This window comes from Thiovibrio sp. Mzg5, assembly GCF_055379285.1.
In genome coordinates, this window is record NZ_AP022872.1 from 2,571,886 (window position 1) to 2,588,913 (window position 17,028).

15 protein-coding genes are annotated in these 17,028 nt (G+C 54.1%); 5 read left to right on the forward strand and 10 right to left on the reverse strand.

Annotated elements, in window-relative coordinates:
- Positions 1-72 precede the first annotated feature (72 nt).
- The 6 genes from mshL to pilM all read right to left on the reverse strand — a co-directional run bounded on the left by mshL (position 73) and on the right by pilM (position 6,928).
- Positions 73-1,767 (reverse strand): pilus (MSHA type) biogenesis protein MshL, encoded by a 1,695-nt coding sequence (gene mshL / locus ACZ46D_RS11905; RefSeq protein WP_464927653.1) that lies wholly within the window; start codon positions 1,765-1,767, stop codon positions 73-75.
- Between the two features lie 181 nt (positions 1,768-1,948).
- A complete protein-coding gene (locus ACZ46D_RS11910) occupies positions 1,949-4,051 on the reverse strand; it encodes an AMIN domain-containing protein (protein ID WP_464927654.1) in 2,103 nt (700 codons plus the stop codon).
- Positions 4,051-4,431, reverse strand: a complete 381-nt coding sequence (locus ACZ46D_RS11915; protein ID WP_464927655.1) for a hypothetical protein — start codon at positions 4,429-4,431, stop codon at positions 4,051-4,053. Before ACZ46D_RS11915 ends, ACZ46D_RS11910 begins: the two co-directional genes overlap by 1 nt.
- A 171-nt stretch (positions 4,432-4,602) precedes the next feature.
- Positions 4,603-5,253 carry a type IV pilus inner membrane component PilO gene (locus ACZ46D_RS11920; protein ID WP_464927656.1) on the reverse strand — a complete coding sequence of 217 codons (651 nt, stop codon included), beginning with the start codon at positions 5,251-5,253 and terminating at the stop codon, positions 4,603-4,605.
- A gap of 20 nt (positions 5,254-5,273) precedes the next feature.
- Complete coding sequence (locus ACZ46D_RS11925) at positions 5,274-5,825, reverse strand: PilN domain-containing protein (RefSeq protein WP_464927657.1); 552 nt, start codon at positions 5,823-5,825, stop codon at positions 5,274-5,276.
- A 5-nt stretch (positions 5,826-5,830) separates the two neighbouring features.
- The gene (gene pilM, locus ACZ46D_RS11930; protein ID WP_464927658.1) at positions 5,831-6,928 is read right to left on the reverse strand and encodes a type IV pilus assembly protein PilM; all 1,098 of its coding nucleotides are present in this window, start codon (positions 6,926-6,928) and stop codon (positions 5,831-5,833) included.
- Between the two features lie 495 nt (positions 6,929-7,423).
- On the opposite strand from pilM, the gene lepB reads away from it, so the two are divergent.
- The 3 genes from lepB (at position 7,424) to ACZ46D_RS11945 (ending at position 10,420) form a co-directional block, all read left to right on the forward strand.
- Positions 7,424-8,020 carry a signal peptidase I gene (gene lepB / locus ACZ46D_RS11935; RefSeq protein WP_464927659.1) on the forward strand — a complete coding sequence of 199 codons (597 nt, stop codon included), beginning with the start codon at positions 7,424-7,426 and terminating at the stop codon, positions 8,018-8,020.
- A gap of 167 nt (positions 8,021-8,187) precedes the next feature.
- Entirely contained in the window at positions 8,188-9,120 is a 933-nt protein-coding gene (locus ACZ46D_RS11940) for an aspartate carbamoyltransferase catalytic subunit (protein ID WP_464927660.1), read from the forward strand.
- A 1-nt stretch (position 9,121) separates the two neighbouring features.
- A complete protein-coding gene (locus ACZ46D_RS11945; RefSeq protein ID WP_464927661.1) occupies positions 9,122-10,420 on the forward strand; it encodes a dihydroorotase in 1,299 nt (432 codons plus the stop codon).
- Here the strand turns inward: ACZ46D_RS11945 and ACZ46D_RS11950 are convergent.
- A complete protein-coding gene (locus ACZ46D_RS11950; RefSeq protein ID WP_464927662.1) occupies positions 10,410-10,763 on the reverse strand; it encodes a flagellar basal body rod C-terminal domain-containing protein in 354 nt (117 codons plus the stop codon). The genes ACZ46D_RS11945 and ACZ46D_RS11950 overlap by 11 nt on opposite strands.
- Between ACZ46D_RS11950 and ACZ46D_RS11955 the strand changes: the two genes are divergently transcribed.
- Positions 10,750-10,956, forward strand: coding sequence for a hypothetical protein (locus ACZ46D_RS11955; protein WP_464927663.1), 207 nt, complete (start codon positions 10,750-10,752; stop codon positions 10,954-10,956). The genes ACZ46D_RS11950 and ACZ46D_RS11955 overlap by 14 nt on opposite strands.
- A gap of 21 nt (positions 10,957-10,977) precedes the next feature.
- Positions 10,978-11,754: a YdcF family protein gene (locus ACZ46D_RS11960; RefSeq protein ID WP_464927664.1), complete on the forward strand. Its 777-nt coding sequence runs from the start codon at positions 10,978-10,980 to the stop codon at positions 11,752-11,754.
- Positions 11,755-11,761: 7 nt separating this feature from the next.
- Here the strand turns inward: ACZ46D_RS11960 and topA are convergent, their stop codons facing one another.
- From topA to rpoD, 3 genes are all read right to left on the reverse strand, one after another.
- Positions 11,762-14,050, reverse strand: coding sequence for a type I DNA topoisomerase (topA, locus tag ACZ46D_RS11965; RefSeq protein WP_464927665.1), 2,289 nt, complete (start codon positions 14,048-14,050; stop codon positions 11,762-11,764).
- Between the two features lie 56 nt (positions 14,051-14,106).
- On the reverse strand, positions 14,107-15,219 hold the full coding sequence (gene dprA, locus ACZ46D_RS11970) for a DNA-processing protein DprA (RefSeq protein WP_464927666.1): 1,113 nt from the start codon (positions 15,217-15,219) through the stop codon (positions 14,107-14,109).
- 137 nt (positions 15,220-15,356) lie between these two features.
- Positions 15,357-16,967 carry an RNA polymerase sigma factor RpoD gene (gene rpoD, locus ACZ46D_RS11975; protein ID WP_464927667.1) on the reverse strand — a complete coding sequence of 537 codons (1,611 nt, stop codon included), beginning with the start codon at positions 16,965-16,967 and terminating at the stop codon, positions 15,357-15,359.
- Positions 16,968-17,028: the final 61 nt, after the last annotated feature.

Below are 17,028 nucleotides of genomic sequence, written 5' to 3' on the forward strand. Positions count from 1 at the left end.
CTGGAGAGTTGAGGAATAAAAAAAGCCCGGCATTTGCCGGGCTTTTTTTGTGTGTAATTCTAGCTGGAAAATCTAAAGAATTTTTGGTTGCAGCATGATAACCAGTTCGTTTTTCTTGGTAATTTTGGCTGAATGGGAGAAGAGATTGCCAAGCCCAGGGATATCGCCCAAGAACGGAACTTTCTTACTATCCTCGGTTTCGGCATTGTCGATTAGCCCCCCTATAACCAGAACCTCCCCGCTCTTGATACGAACGGTGGTGTTCATCTCCCGGAGCTTGATTCTTGGAACACCGACTCTGCCTGCGCTTCCAGATGCCGGTCCAATAGGTTCGTAAAGCACGGTATTGCCTTCGAGTTTTGAGGTGACCGGGGTCAAAGTGAGGATAATCTCGTCGTTATCCATGATGACTGCAATCACCGACATACCAAGGCCAGACATGAGGGTTGCTGTTGTCGCGCTGTAGGTTACAGCGCCAGTCGTGCCGTCGGTGCGTGATTCTACTTTGTCGATATATTTAATACTATCACCCGCAGAGATCAGGGCTGGTTGGCCGTTCATCACGCTTAATTTTGGATTGGCCAGCACCTTGGAGGGGCCTTGTTTGTCCAGAAAATCAAGGGCCAGAGAGAAGGGATTGGGGCCAATGGAAACTTGGCTCACCCCTCGACCTCGCAGATCACGGTTTGGATCATAGATAATCCCGTTAGTAGTGGAAGCAATTCCTAAAGATGGGGCGCCGAATAGAGTGACATCAAGCACCTTGCCGGAGAGGAACTGGCTCCAGTCAATGCCCCGGGTGGAGGTATCATCGATGCCAACCTCAACGATTTTAGCCTCGATGGAAATCTGTCGGTAGATTTCTGATTTGAGATTATCAATATAGGTGGCAATCTTCTCAACAAGGGGGCGTGGAGCGGTCACGGTGATCAGGCCAATGGGCTTGTCGATGCTGTAATACCCCTTCCCTGCCTGCACATTGCGTTTGGTCCCTGCTGGGGCAGGGGAAGCAGCGCCAGCCTGGGGTGCAGAGCCTGCTGCAGCAGGAGCAGGCGGAGGAGTAGTTTCCTCCCAGATTTCCAGCATCTGGTCGAGATTTTTTTTGATATTGTCCCAGATATCAAATTGGTTGTCACTACTGGTAAGCTGGATGTTGCCTTTAACACTGCTGGAAGTAGTGGTCGTTGCGCTGCTTCCCAGGACATCGCCACCGACTCCGGTGTTGTAGGTGGACTTGAGAAAAGGCATGGCCACATGGAATTTTCTGGTTTCTCGGTACTTGACCACGATGGTATTGCCCTGAACTTCGTGGAAATAATCTTTTTGCCGGAGGATATTTTCCAGTGATTTGAAAAAATCATCCTCCGCCCGGATATCCACATCCACCACGGCCATCTGGTCAACGTCGCTTGCCCAGCTGATGTTCATGCCCTTCAGGGCAGCCAGCCGTTTCATGATGTCGCGCAACGCCACCGGACCGGTATTGGAGGAAATATCGGCGCCAACCGGGATAGTAAGGCCTTCGGTACCCCCCGTCCCAATATTTTGGGTGGAAGATTCTCCCAGCATATACGCCGGTTTCTGGAAGCGGACCGGCAACTGGCCTGCTTCCAGATTCTTAGCCTGTTTTGCTGCCGCCGAAGACTTTGCCGCAAGCGGATCTTGCGTTGCCGCGGTTTTGGCGGCTGGGGCGCAGGCGGTATTGAGCAGCAGGCAGACCGCAGCCCAGACAAATAAGGTAACAACGCTTTGAGTTTTCTTTTTCATGATGGCAGTCTTTATACTTTTTTTGAGGTGAAAGAAATTTGTTGAAATCGCAAAAAAAGCCGCGCTTACAACAGTGGTCGCTCTGTAACTTTTTCAATTATGTTACGGACCTGTGTCATCGTCCCCTTTTTACGAGACCATCAAATTTCAGGTAAAAACCGAAAACGCCTCAACCTGTATGTCAATTTGCCGCGGCAATCCTTCCTTTGATGAACTGCTGCAAATCTTCCGGTATCGTGTACCCGGAAAGGAGAACAGCATTGTATGCCGCCACAGCCTGGGCGGAATGGCCAAGTTTGTCAAGAATGCGGGCCTTGGCCACCAGGGTGTCCAGAGTATCGCCAAACAGGGCTTCGTGTCTGGCAAGGAGGGCCAGGGCGCCATTATAACTCTGGTACTCTTCGGCAAAGGAAGCGTAGCTGATCAGCGCTTCGCTGGCCGGCGTTTCCCCGCTGATGGCCAAGTCAAAATATGTTTTGGCCGCTTCGGTTTTCTTCATGTTGGCCGAGCCAATGGCTGCCTGCAGGGCGGCTTCGGCGTTGGCGGGTTCAAGGGTCAGCGTTGCCTTGGCATAGTGCACGGCCTTGGCATTCAGCCCGAGTTGGGTGAGGCAGAGCGAGGCGATGCGGCTTGCAAGTTGGGCGTTTTCCGGCCATTTGTTGAAGGCTGCTTCATAGAGAGACAAAGCCTTCTCGAGCTGGCCATTTTTTTCAGCGGCAGTGGCTTGCTGGATGAGGGTTTTTGCTTCGACAACCCCTTTAGGCGTCTCCAGGCGCTGCTTTACGGAGATGGCCTCAATCCTTTCGCCTCCTTTGATGGCAACTGCTTCCGTGGCGGCTTTCGGCCATTGGAACTGTTTGGCTTTCGGCGAGATGACGATGGTGTTGAACCGTTCCTCTTTTTGCAGTTCTTTGAGGTTGAGAATGATGTCCAGGGCAAAGTCCCAAGGAATATCGTTGAGCGCAAGCGTCAGGGTTCCGGTGACTCCTTCGTCCACAACAATATTTTGTCCGCTTATTTCACCGAACAGCCTGAACACATTGTGGAGATCAATTTTAAAGAAATCCACAGTGATTTTTTGTTTTTCATATCCGGCAAACGCAAAGGAATCTGCTTTGCTGGTTTTCTCTGAAGCCTTCTGGGTAGGTGCGGTCGCAGCAGCCTTGGCTATCTTGGGCGCCTGGGCCGTTTTGGGTGCAACGGTTTTTGGTTTCGCCTGTGCGCTGGTGAACTTGGGAACGATCAACTCCTGGGCGATTGCCTCTGGGGCCGGGCCTGCTGTCACCTCCGGAAGTGCAACCTCCGCAGGCAGGGCTGGAGGAGGTTCCGGCTGCGAAGGAAGCATTTTGGTTGTAATGCGCTGGGGTTCTGGTTGTTTGGCCGCCTCCTGCTTGATGATGCCGGCCACGATGGGCGCGGCAACGGACGCCGAAGGCTCGGCGATTTTCACCAGCAAGCCATCGGGCCTGTTTTCCACCTCATAGGTGAACAACTCCTTGAGGCCGGAATCAAAAACAATGCGCACCGCAGACTTACGCTGTCCCGCGCGGATTTTTGCCAGGGCTGTCCCGACCGTGTGTTGCAAGGTGTTTCCGCGAGGGAGCGCGAGGTTGGCAATGTCGATATACATTCTGTCCGGGCGGCCACCGCTTTTAACGAGATGGGCTTTTTGAAAACTAGCGATGGGGCCGTTCGTTTTGATAAAGACTTGGGTTTCAGCCGGGTTGGTGGTGTCAATCTCAATGTCCTGAAGCATTGATGCCGGGCGTGCCGACGGGTTGGTAATGATGGCGGGTTGCGGTTCCGCTTCGGCTTCGGTTGCCGCCTGCACGATTTGGGGGGGCAGAGGCATTGTCTTTGCAAAACTGACGACGATATTGTTCCCCTTTCTTTCGATGGTATAGGCTGGGTCGTCGGAGAGGTATATCTCCAGCCGGGCGATGGCCGGTTCCTGATCGGTTAAGGCGATATTTTTAATATCCTGCACCGGCCCTTGCGGCAGATTGACCGGAATCACCGTAGAGTCCAGGAGCTTTGCATCGGCAATGTCCAGTACGATCCGCAGGGGATCGAAGAGTTCGTACATCGTGTAGGTGGGTGGGGTTTTCCCCTGAACAACCAGTTGCAAGCCATCGGCAGTTTGGTCAAGGGTAATGCCTGATATGGTGTAGGCCGTTTTTGTCTGGGCGCCGGGTTTTTGAGCAAAAGTTGTCCCGGTTACAAGAAAACAGAATATCATCAGCCCGGCAGAGATACATTTCAGGCGGGTAATAAGGGGTGTCATTATTTTTCTCCCTCTTTGCTTAAGGTCATTTCAATTTTGCGGGATGTGCGTTCACCGGTCACATTTTTTACTTGCTCGATGATTACCTTGTCTGGCGTTATTTGGAGAACTTCGCCTGTTTCTCCAATTTTTGTGCCTTTTCGGAGCACATAGCCGATGCCGGAGGCATCCTGCACCATGGCCAGGAAGCCGCGTTTGCCGGAAACGATGGCGACCAGGGTCAACTGAGCTGGTTCAAATTTTTGTGTTCCAGTCAGTTCGGCTTTGGCCTTGGCCTCGGCCTTCATGATTTCTTGGGTGAGAAACGGGAAAAAGGGATCTGGTCTTTCTCTGTTATACACAAAAGGCGGCGTCTGCCCGCTTGCCAGGGTTGCTTCCAAGGCCTGTGGGTCCGTACTGGCGGGAGCAGCGTCGCCGCCAGGCGGGACGGTTTCGGTCTGGGCAAAAGCAACACCCCAAGCGGCCAGACAGCACACGCATGTGGCAAGGACAACCGCGAGGAAATTATTTTTTGGGTACACGCTGTTCATCATGATGAGTGGTTCTCGTCGTTACTTTTTCCCTTTTGCATCTTTCTTCGCGTTGGCATCAATTTCAGCGGGGTCGAGAAAGCGGTAGGTAACAAGTTGAAATGTTGAATTCAGGATCATTTCTCCGCCCGTCTGCTTGGGGGAATCCATCTTAATGTTGTTCACGGAGACGACACGGGGGAGCTTGCTGATCTTGTCAAGAAAAACGCCCACATTATGGTATGGGCCCTGCACCCCGATATCCACAGGGATTTCCGCGAAAAATTGCTGCGGTTTTTCTGCAAGCGGCTTGAAGGAAAGAACCTCAAGGCCCGAAGCGGTGGCCTGTCCGGAAATGGTGGCCAGGAGCGAGGGGATTTCTTTTTCATCGGGCAACAACAGGGATGCCTCGGCAAACTGCCGTTGAACCTCCGCCATTTCAGCCTTGTGCTTGTCGAGGTCGTTGGCGATTTTTTCTACTTTCCGAATTTCCTCTTCGATCCCGGCCTTTTGTGTTTCAAGGTTTTTTATTTCGTTGGTTTTCGGGGAATAGGCAAGAAAAAAGAAGGCCACGCAGGGCAGAATGCAGGCTGCTGCGGCGATCAGCATCTTTTGCTTCATGTCAAGCCGACTTGCCTTGCTGTCGAGAAATTTCTCGATTCCGGCCTGGATTGTTTTTATGTCAAGCGCCATGCCTTCTCCCGCCCAAAGTGTTAACTGTTCGGTGCGACAACATTTATTGTAAGAGAAAAAGATTTCAGTTTCTGTTTGGCAACATCGGTTTGCGCCGAGCTGGTCAATTCCGTCTTTTCAAAATATTCAGAGGCTTCCAGTTGTTGCATGTACTGAGCAATGGTTTCGTTATCCAGAGCAATGCCTTGCAGCTGCAAGCGTCCGGCGGACTGTTGCAGGGAGCTGAGCCACATGCGGCTTGTCGGGGTGCGTGAGGCTACCTCATCAAGGACGCGCACCGTAACCTGAGCGCCAGCCTGGAGTTTTTTTATGGAGTCCAGCTTCTGCTCCACCATCTGTTTTTCTTTTTTCAGGGTGTCAATTTGTTTTATGATGGGCTGGTAGGACTGCTTTTTCTTGTCAAGCGCAACAAGCTCTTCCTGTAGGTTGGCAATTTTTCCGGATAAGGCAAACCAGCCGACAACAAGAACGAGCAATACCAGCGCAAAGACGGCGGAAAACCCCAGCAGCTCGGTTTTCAGGCGCGCTCTTTTTTTCAGCTGCCTGATCGGCAGGAGGTTGATGCGGATCATGGGGGTTAAACCTCCACCGGCCTTGTTGCCAGACCGGCAGCAAGAGTCATTTCAGGAGCAATGCTTTTGAGATAGGAAGGATCAATGGTTCTGCTATCCACTGATGCTTGCTTGAAGGGGTTGAAAATTTCCACAGGGATATCGGTCTCTTTTTCAAAGAATTCGGTAAGACCTTGTATTTTTGCGCCGCCACCGCTCAGGACAATTTTCGAAATCCTTTCGTCCGGATGATTGGAATAATAAAAATCAATGGCGCGTTTTACCTCTGTTACCCACTGACTACAGGTATTTGCAAAAAGGGTTTCAAGTTCCCCCTGTTTTCCTTGAGAGACGATCTCTCCTGTTTTCAAGGCTTCTGCCTCTTCAAAGCTGACTCCGAAAAGATTTTCTATCTGTTCGGTCAACTGCCGACTGCCGAGGACAACATCCCGGGCCAGAATTGAGGAGCCATGGGAGATGATATTGATGTTCATTTTTGAGGCGCCAATATCCACCAGGGCGACATTGTCCGCCAGGCTAAAATTTGCCTCAAAGGCATTTTCCAGGGCAAAGGCATCCACGTCAACAACAACCGGCTGGAGGCCCGCCGCCCGCAACATGTTGAGATATCCGTCCACGACATCACGTTTGGCCGCAACCAGCATCACATCCGTGCGGTCTTCCATCGTGGTGTTTGTTTTTAAATCCTGGAAATCCAGATAGACGTCTTCAATATCAAAGGGAATATACTGCTCCGCCTCTGATTCGATATGTTTTTCAAGTTCCTCTTCGGTCATCACGGCCAGATTTATTTTTTTGACGATGACAGAGTACCCTGAGATGGAGATGGCGACTTTTTTGTTCTTTATTTTCAGGTTGTTGATCAGAGAGGTGATGACCTTGCCCACGGCCGCCGGATCCTGCAAGGCGCCGTCCTCAAGAGAATCGGGGGGGAGCAGGGCACTGCCCAAGGCCACGAGTTCATAGCCGTTGCCCTTTTCCGCCAGTTCACAGATTTTCACGGCATGGGAGCCAATATCAAGGCCGATGGAAAGGGTTTGCCTTTTGAGAAAAGGGAGATGCAAGGATGGTAATTGTAATTTTTTGAGACCGGATTTGCCCATGAGCTCCCCGTGACCAAGATTTTCTGGCGGTACACATCCGCAGGCCGACTATTTGGTTGCCGCGCGGAATACTTTCTAACTGCGCTAGTTGATTATAATTTCAGCTATTTAATTGCATTAGAGACACAAAAGAAACATGGTGTCAAGAATAAAGTAAGCGATAGATTGTGGATTTTTCTCATAAAATTAGGTAATTGAAGTGATGGCCAGGGTGATGGTTGGCCGAAAAAACTTAAAAATACCGATATGTTGTGTTTGCCATAAATGGCGGCCACTACATGTGGTTCGTACCTCTGGGAATAACTCAGGATTATTCTTGGCCGGAATTCAGAGGATTTCTTGGCCAGATGTATTCCGCCCCTTGTATTTATTTCGGTCTTCGCTTATTTTGTGGCAACCTTTCCAGGTGACGGTCCTGCCGCTTGACGGCTCTTGTATCTCCTGGATGAACAAATTGTGAGACGAGGATTAAACGTGTTGAAGAAGACTCCGGGCATGGAAAAATCTGTTTTGCGTGAATATGCTGAGGCAATCATTATTGCCTTGCTGCTCGCATTTCTCATCAGAACCTTTGTGGTGCAGGCTTTCAAAATTCCCTCCGGTTCCATGATTCCAACTTTACTGGTTGGTGATCACATCCTGGTTAACAAATTCGGCTATGGTGTGAAAAACCCCCTGAGCGGGGCTGCCTGGATCACCGTGGGAGATCCCCAACGGCACGATGTCATTGTTTTCAAGTATCCGCAAAACCCTTCCCAGGATTTTATCAAGCGGGTTGTGGGGGTTGCCGGGGACCGGGTTGAAGTTGTGCGCAAAAAGGTCTTTGTCAACGGAGAACCTTTTGTGGAGCCAAACGCCGTGAACCTGGATACGGAGATTCTGCCTTCTCCCAGAGACAATATGGCCCCGATCACCGTGCCGTCCGGCTCCGTTTTTGTCATGGGGGATAACCGTGATAACAGCCACGACAGCCGATTCTGGGGATTTGTTGATCTCAAGGCCATCAGGGGCAAGGCTTTTATGCTGTACTGGTCATGGGACAGTGCGAATTTTACGGTGCGCTGGAGCCGGCTCGGCAAAATAATTCCTTAAGCGTTGTGCAAAAAACAGCAGCGCTGCTTACGCTGCTGTTAACGGCGATGGGAAAAGTAATAGTTATTTCCTAACGGTTCTTAAAAAAAGTTCTGGACCAAAGGCGACCGTTTTTTCTATTCTGAATTGATGCGGCGTCAATCTCATATTTGCACGGAAAGAATCGTATGAATCCCGAGTACCGATTCAGCCACAAACATGTCCTTGGACTTGCCGATTTTTCCGCGGAAGATATTCAGACCGTTTTGCAGACCGCAGAATCGTTCAAGGAAATTTCTTCCCGAGCCATAAAGAAAGTCCCGACCCTCCGCGGTAAAACCATCATCAATTTTTTCTTCGAGCCAAGCACCCGGACCCGTCTTTCTTTTGAGGTCGCCGCAAAGCGCATGAGCGCGGACACCTTCAACATCTCCAATTCGGGGAGTAGCACGGTGAAGGGGGAAACCCTCATTGATACCGCGCGGAATCTCGCCGCCATGAATCCGGACTGCATTATCCTCCGGCATCCCCGTTCAGGCTCGGCTCGTCTGCTGGCCGATCATATCGACGCCTCCGTGATCAATGCCGGGGACGGAACCCACGAGCATCCAAGTCAGGGTCTCCTCGACCTGATGACGGTCCGGGAAGCCAAGGGCGGGATCGCGGGGCTCAAGATCGCCATTATTGGCGATATAGCCCACAGCCGGGTGGCGCACTCCAATATCATCGGTTTTTCCAAAATGGGGGCGACCGTGACGGTGAGCGGCCCGGCGACGCTGATCCCTCCTGGCATCGAGGATTTGGGCGCCCAGGTCAGCCGGACCGTGCTGGACGCGGTTGATGGGGCCGACGTGATCATGGCCCTGCGGATTCAAAAAGAGCGCCAGCAGGACCCATTATTCCCGTCCCTGCGGGAATATGCGAAATTTTTTGGAGTTTCTCAAAAGGTGGCCGACGCCGCCAAGCCAGAGGCGATCATCATGCACCCAGGTCCGATAAACCGGGGGGTTGAGCTTGATCCCAAGCTTGCCGATGGCAGCCGTTCGGTGATTCTGGAGCAGGTTACCAACGGGGTGGCTGTGCGGATGGCCTTGCTCTATCTGATAATGGGAGGCGATTAACATGCCCGGACTTATCTTGTTAAAGAATGGGCGCGTGATTGATCCGGTGAACGGCATTGATCAGATCCAAGACGTGTTGATCGCAGGCGGCAAGATAAGCGCCGTGGCCCAGCCAGGCACCCTTTCCGAGCAGACAGGGGGTATTGTGTATGACCTGGCGGGAAAGTGGGTGGTGCCGGGGCTGATCGACATGCATGTCCACCTGCGTGAGCCAGGCCAGGAGTACAAGGAAACCATCGCCAGCGGAACCCGGGCCGCTGCGGCCGGGGGCTTTACCGCCGTGGCAGCCATGCCGAACACCAAGCCGGTCAATGACAATCAGACCGTGACCCTATTCATCCTGGCAAAGGCAGCGGAAGCCGGTTTTGCCAGGGTCTACCCGGTGGGCGCGATCAGTCGCGGCAGTAACGGGGAGCATCTTGCGGAGTTTGGCGAGCTGCGTCAGGCCGGGGCGGTTGCCGTAACCGATGATGGTTTGCCGGTGGGCAACAGTCAGCTCATGCTTCGCGCCCTCGAGTATTCCGGCAACCACGATTTGCTGGTTATCTCCCATGCCGAGGAGCTGTCGCTCAGTCACGGCGGGGCGATGCACCATGGAGCGCTGGCCACCCGGCTCGGCCTGCGGGGCATTCCCCCTGTGGCCGAAGAAATTATGGTGTATCGCGATCTGGCCTTGGCGGAATTTACCGGGCGGCCCATCCATATCGCCCACGTCAGTACGCGGGAGTCGCTGGCTCTGATCAAAAGGGCCAAGGAGAAAGGCGTGGCCGTTACCGCGGAAACAGCGCCGCATTATTTTACCCTTACTGAAAAGGCGGTGGCTGGCTATAACACCCTGGCGAAAATGAATCCTCCCCTGCGAACCGAGGCGGATGTCGCCGCCGTCCGGGAGGCCTTGCGGGACGGAACCCTTGACGCCATTGCCACGGATCATGCGCCGCATGGCGAGCTTGACAAGGATATGGAGTTTGATCTGGCCGCCAACGGCATAATCGGCCTGGAAACAGCGGTGCCGTTAACCCTGCAGCTTGTGCGGGAAAATCAGTTTGATGCCCGGAGGATGGTGGAGCTGCTTTCGGTGAATCCGGCCAGGATTCTCGGAGTTCCAGGCGGGACGCTTTCTGTGGGCGCGCCGGCGGATATAGCGGTTATTGATCCAGAGAAGCGGTTTGTTTTTACCGAGGAGTGCATTCAATCCAAGAGCAGGAATTCTCCCTTTCTTGGCTGGGAATTGCAGGGAAAGGCGGTGTTAACCATCCTGGAAGGCAGGATAACCTGGCAGGAAACCTTCAGCTCTTGATGTCCAGCAGGTTGCCAAGCATTTCATCCTGGACCTGCACGGTTTTCAGATTGGCTTGAAAAAAGCGGCGGCTTAGCATCATGCTGGGTAACTCTTCGTCCAGTTCCACGTTTGATTTTTCAACCAGAGTCTCTCCCGCGGATGTTTGTTCATACACCATGGGCCCGGGCGTTTGCATCTGCTGTACCACAGCCTCTATGCCCTGAGGTTCCTGTTCGTGCAGGGTAACCCGTGTTTTCTTGTAGCCATCCGTATTGACGTTGGCCACATTATTGGCGTTTGATCCAATTTTTTTCTGGATGGCGGTCAGGCCGGAAAGTGCCGAATGGATGCCGGAAATCATGGGGTTGCCTCCTAGTATCTTTGCGCGAAGTATGCCCTATCATATTTCCTTATCGGTCTTTTTGGCAAGCAGCTTTATTTTTGTCGGTGGTAATGGCACGGTTTTGCAGGTATATCTAACAGGAATGCGGCGGGTGCTGCTGCCGTTTTGCCAACCAGAAGGCCGATCTATTTATTATAATGGTTTTCTCTGATGATGCAGATGAGGGGTTGTTATGCCTTTTTATACCGCCCAAGATGTGGCCCGGTTTTTTCTCAATCCGCTCTTCCCGGCATTTTTTATCGGCCTGATCCTGTTGCTCAAGAAGGAGCGCACCCGCCTCGGCCTGCTGCTGCTTCTGGCCTACCTCTATGGCGTCAGTATCCCCTATACTTCACAGATTGTCATGGCCAAATGGTGGGTGGCGGATACGGTGGACCGGCACAGCAGGTATGATGCCGCCGTGGTGTTGGGGGGGATAGTTGATTACAATTGGTATGTGCGGCACGCGGCGGAGAATGAAGAAGAGATCTTCAAATATGTCTCCGACTACCAGCAGCTGGGGCAGAGTTCTGCGCGGATATTGACGGGAGTCGCTGCGGTAAAAAGCGGCCTGGCCGAGACCTTGCTTCTCAGCGATGTGAGTATCAAAGGCGTGAATGAGACGAGAATTCTCCTCGATCTTCTGGAAAAGCAGGGAATTGACCCACAAAAGATTGCAGTCCACGGCAAAGTTCGCAATACCTTGGCCGAGGCAAAAAGCGTTAGGGCATATTGCGAGAGCAAGGGAATCAAGCGGATCCTGCTCATTACCTCGGCTAACCATATGCGGAGGGCGGCGGCGCTTTTTCGCAAGCAGGGCTTGACTCCGGATCTGTTGTCAGTTTCCAGGGATAATACCCCCATTACCCGGGAAAGTTTCGTCCCTTCCGGCGATGGCCTGGAGGATACCTACGGCATGCTTTATGAGCTTGTCGGCTACACCGCCTACTTGATTCGGGGCAATCTGTAACCTTCCCTTATTCGTCCTCGCCGATCTTTTTGGTATACCCGCAGTCCTTGTTCGGACAATGCAGCTGCAGGCCGCTTTTTTTCGTCTCCCGTTCGAGAAGATACGCCGACCCGCACTGCGGACACGGTTCATTGACCGGCCTGTCCCACAGGGCGAAGCTGCATTTTGGATAGCGGTTGCAGCTGTAAAAGACCTTGCCGCGCTTGGAGATCTTCTGGATGAGTTCTCCGGTGCACCCCTCTTCCGGACAGGGAACCCCGGTGGTGGTGGCGCGGATGTTTTTGCAGGCCGGATAGCCGGAACAGGCCAGGAATTTGCCATAGCGGCCATTTTTAAAGACCATGGGCTTGCCGCATTTTTCACAGAGCTCGCCCGATTCGGCTGGCTGCTCCCTGTCAACGGGCACAATCTTGCCCTCGTCGTTTCTGGTGAAATCCTGGGTGTGTTTGCACTCCGGATATTTTTCGCAGGCCAGAAATTCGCCGTTTTTCCCCCACTTGATCACCATCTTTCCATCACAGAGCGGACAGGGAAGTTCGGTGGGGATGGCGGTTTTTTTGACCGATTTCATCTCCTCCTTGGCGGCATCCAGGGTCTTGCTGAAGGGGCCGTAAAAATCCTGCAGGACTTTGAGCCACTGGGTGTTGCCAGCCTCGACCTCGTCGAGCTTTTCTTCCATGGAGGCGGTGAATTCTATGTCCAGAATATCGGGAAAATGGGCAACCAGCAGTTCGTTGACCAGTTTGCCTAGGTCGGTGGGCATGAATTTGCGCTGGACCAGAAGGGCGTATTCCTTATCCTGGATGGTGGAAAGGATGGAGGCATAGGTGGAAGGGCGGCCTACGCCGTTTTCTTCCAGCGCCTTCACCAGGGTCGCTTCCGTGTACCGGGGAGGCGGCTGGGTGAAATGCTGTTTCGGCTCAATGGCCAACAGAGAGACGGTGTCGCCTTTTTTCAAGTCCGGCAGGGCGGCATTGTCGCCTTCCGCGCCATCCCCTGTTGTTTCATCCACCGCCTCTTCATACAGGGCCATAAAGCCCTGAAAACGCATGATGGAGCCCACGGTCTTGAAAACAAAGTCTTTGGCCGCCACCAGGGTGATGGTGGTCTGGTCATACTCCGCCGGGGCCATCTGGCAGGCGAGAAAGCGTTTCCAGATCAGCGAATAGAGAGCCAGCATGTCCTTTTCCAGAAAAGGCGCGAGTTTTTCCGGGGTGTTGCGCACATCGGTGGGACGGATGGCTTCGTGGGCGTCCTGGGCGGATTTGCTGGTTTTGAAGATGTTCGGCTTGGCAGGGAGGAACTGTTCGCCAAAGGCTCCGGTGATATACTGCCGGGCCTCTTCGATGGCGTCGTTGCTGATCCGGGTGGAGTCGGTCCGCATGTAGGTGATCAGGCCGGTGGGGCCCTCGTCGCCCAACTCGATTCCCTCGTAAAGCTTCTGGGCCAGGGTCATGGTCTTTTTCGCGGAAAAGCGGAGCTTGCGGTTGGCGTCCATCTGCATGGTACTGGTGATGAAGGGCGGGCTGGGGTTGCGTTTCTTCTTCTTCTTTTCCAGGCTTTCCACCAGGAAAGAAGCGTCCCGCACCGCTTCGACAATGGCTTGGGCCTCGGCGTCGGTGCCAATTTTATTTTTCTTGAGATCGATTTTTTTGCCGTATGCCTGGTCGAGCTGGGCGACAAAGGGCGGAGGTGTTTTTCCTTCCAGGGTGGTGTGGATGGACCAGTACTCTTCCGAGACAAAGGCCTCGATGGCCTGCTCGCGCTCACAAACCATGCGTACCGCGACGGACTGCACCCTCCCGGCGCTTAAACCCCGGCGGACCTTGTCCCAGAGCAGGGGAGAGATCTGGTAGCCCACCAGCCGGTCCAGGATGCGGCGGGTTTGCTGGGCCTCGAAGCGCTGCTGGTTGACCTCGCTTGCCTGATCGATGGCCGCGAGGATGGCCTTTTTGGTGAGCTCATGGAAGAGCACCCGTTGGATGGGCTTGTGCGTGGATTGTAAAAATTCGGCGATATGGTGGGCAATGGCCTCCCCCTCGCGGTCCGGATCAGGGGCCAGGTAGATCTTGTCCGCTTTTTCCGCCGCGCTTTTCAGGTCGCTGATGATTTTCCCTTTGCCCCGGATGGTGACGTATTGGGGGGCAAAATCGTTGGCAATATCAACGCCCAGGGTTTTCACCGGCAGATCGATGATATGGCCGACCGAAGCCTTGACGGTAAAGGTTTTGCCGAGATATTTCTGCAAGGTCCGGGCTTTGGCCGGAGATTCAACAATGATGAGCGATTGTGACATGGTGTCCTGTGCGTTTTTGTTAAGCTGGCGCAGCTGCGACTCTTTCTCTAGGGGCCTTATACACTGGACGAATGTGGTTCTGCAAGCCTTTGGTACTGTTTGCCCGGTAAAGAGGCCACCAACCCCTGGAGTTCCAGGTGAAGGAGGATTTCGGTTATCCTCTGGGCGGGCAACTGAGCCGCCTGGATAATCTCTTCGATGTTTCTGGGGTAGACCTCCAGCAGGGAGAAGACCTTCCCCTCTTCCTCTGGCAGCGGAGGCGGTTGCACCCTTGCCTCCGGAGGGCAAGCACGGGTCAGGGCCAGTTCCTCAAGGATATCGGCGGCGCTGTGCACGAGCTTGGCGCCTTCCTGGATCAGGCGGTGGCAGCCCTCGCTTTTCGGAGAATCGATCCTGCCGGGGATGGCAAAAACATCCCGTCCCTGCTCCAGGGCCTGATGGGCGGTGATCAGGGTGCCGGAACGGTGGGCGGCTTCGACAACCACGACGCCCAAAGAGAGACCGCTGATAATCCGATTTCGGGCGGGGAAGCGGAAACTCTCCGGTAGGGTTCCCAGAGGGCTTTCGCTGATTATCGCCCCGTGCGCGGCAATCTGCGCGTGGATTTTCTGGTTCTGGCTGGGATAGATAATGTCCAGGCCGCAACCCATGACCGCGATGGTCTTGCCGCCTGTTGCCAAGGCCCCCCGGTGGGCGGCGGTGTCTATCCCCAGGGCAAGGCCGCTGGTGATGACAAGATCGTGGCGGGCCAGTTCCATGGCCAACCGTTCCGCCACCTGCAACCCGTACGAGGAGGCGGCCCGCGCCCCGACCATGGCGATGCCTGGCGCGCTGAGCAGTTGGGGGGAGCCCAAGACATAGAGAACGATCGGCGGGTCGCTTATTTCCTTGAGCAGGGGAGGAAAGAGCGGATCGTCCCAGCAGAGCAGGGTAATGCCGGCTTTTTCCGCCAGGCGAAGCTCCTTTTCCGCCGCAGCCTCGGCAGTTGTCTTTTGATCGCACAAGGCAGCGAGGCTGTCTTTGCGCAGAAAAATACATTCCTCAAGCCCCTTGCGGCTCGCCGCGAGAATTTGGTGGGCGGACCCGAACCGTTCGACAAGTTTTTTGAGGGTGGCGGGGCCAAGCCCTGGGGTAAAGGCAAGGGAGAGCCACTGGTGTCTGATGTCCATATCAGCAAGACCGCAAGAAAAAGAGGGAGGGAAGGGGGCGGGCCGTCTCTGTTGTTTAGGGAAAAGCCCTTGTCAGGCATGGGCGCTGAAGATAGGTCCGCCTGAAATGGCGGCCCTATCTTCAGCCTACAAACCGGCTAATCGTTATAAAAGGCAAACAGCAGATTGCGCCGGGTGGGGTGCTTGAGTTTTTTCAATGCCTTGGCTTCGATCTGGCGGATCCGCTCCCTGGTCACGGCAAAATTGTCGCCAACCTCCTCCAGAGTCAGATCAATCGAGGTGTCGATGCCGAAACGCATGCGCAAGACCAGTTCCTCCCGGGGGGAGAGGGTGCGCAAGACATTGCGGAGATTTTCCCGCAGGCTTTCCATGGCGGTTGCCTCGTCCGGCGACAGGGAGTTCACATCTTCGATGAAATCGGAAAGATAGCTGTCTTCGCTGCTGCCGATGGGGGTGTCCAGGGACAGCGGTTCCTTGGCGATCTTCAGGATATTTTTGACCTTGCTCAAGTCAACATCGAGCCGTTCGGCCATTTCCTCGGGGGTGGGTTCACGGCCTGTTTCCCGCAAGAAATCCTTGGCGCCCTTGAGGAGGCGGTTGATGGTGTCGATCATGTGCACGGGGATGCGGATGGTGCGGCCCTGATCGGCAATGGCCCGGGTGATCGCCTGCCTGATCCACCAAGTGGCGTAGGTGCTGAACTTGTAGCCCCTGCGGTATTCGAATTTTTCCACCGCCTTCATCAGGCCGATGTTGCCTTCCTGGATAAGGTCGAGCAGCTGCAGCCCCCGATTGGCGTATTTTTTCGCCACGCTGACCACGAGACGCAGATTGGCCTGCACCAAGGCATTTTTTGATTCACGGCTGACTTTTTCCCCATCGGTGATTTCGGCAAGCAGGGTGGCGAGGGATTCAGGATCGATGCCATGCGCCTTGACGCAGCCCTGCAGAAAGAGGGGATATTTGACCGGGTCTTCCAGTATCTGGGCGGGCGGGGTAAGTTTGGCCCCTTGTTTGCGCAGCCGGGTGATGATGGCGGAGAGATGTTTGGCGCTGATGCGATCGTGTTCAAAAAGTTTGGCGATCGCCTTGGTGTTGCGTTTGACCCGGATTCTGATTTTCTGGGCCTCTCCCTTGGTAATGGCGGGATCAAGCAGGTCGAGACGGAAGGCCGAGAGCTCTTCGTTGAGCCGGTGCGCTTCGCTGATCTGCCAGAGAAAGTGCTCCTTTTTTTCTTCATTGATTTGGGTTTCGGCTTCATCCAGGCCGCGGAGAATATCGGCGATGGTCCGTTTTCCGGCGAGCATTTTGTCCGCCACCTCGCGCAGGTATTCCACGGCCAGCGGCGTGGTCAGCAGGGTGTCCTGGATAAGTTTTTCCCCGTCTTCGATCTTTTTGGCGATCTCGGTTTCTTCGTCCGAGGAAAGCAGGCCGACGGAGCCCATTTCCTGAAGGTATGCCTTGACCGGATCCAACTGGTTTCCGGAAAGATCCCGGGCCTTTGAAATCAGGCCACCGCCATGGTTGTCATCCTCCTGACCGACCGGATGCAAGCTTTCCTCCAGATCGACTTCGCTGTCCAGATCCAGATCAAAAATGGCCGTCAGGTTACTCGGCCGCTCCACCGACCAGCTGCTTTCCTCTTCCCCCCCACTTTCCAGTAAGGCATCCTCGGCCAGCAGGACGCTGGTAATTTCCTTGGCTGCGGTTATTTGTGGTTGTTTGGATCCTTTCTCGTGCCTCGCCATAGCTTTTTCACCCTCCTAAGTTAATTCGCCCCACCTCTTTAACTTAACAAAAGCTGTCGAT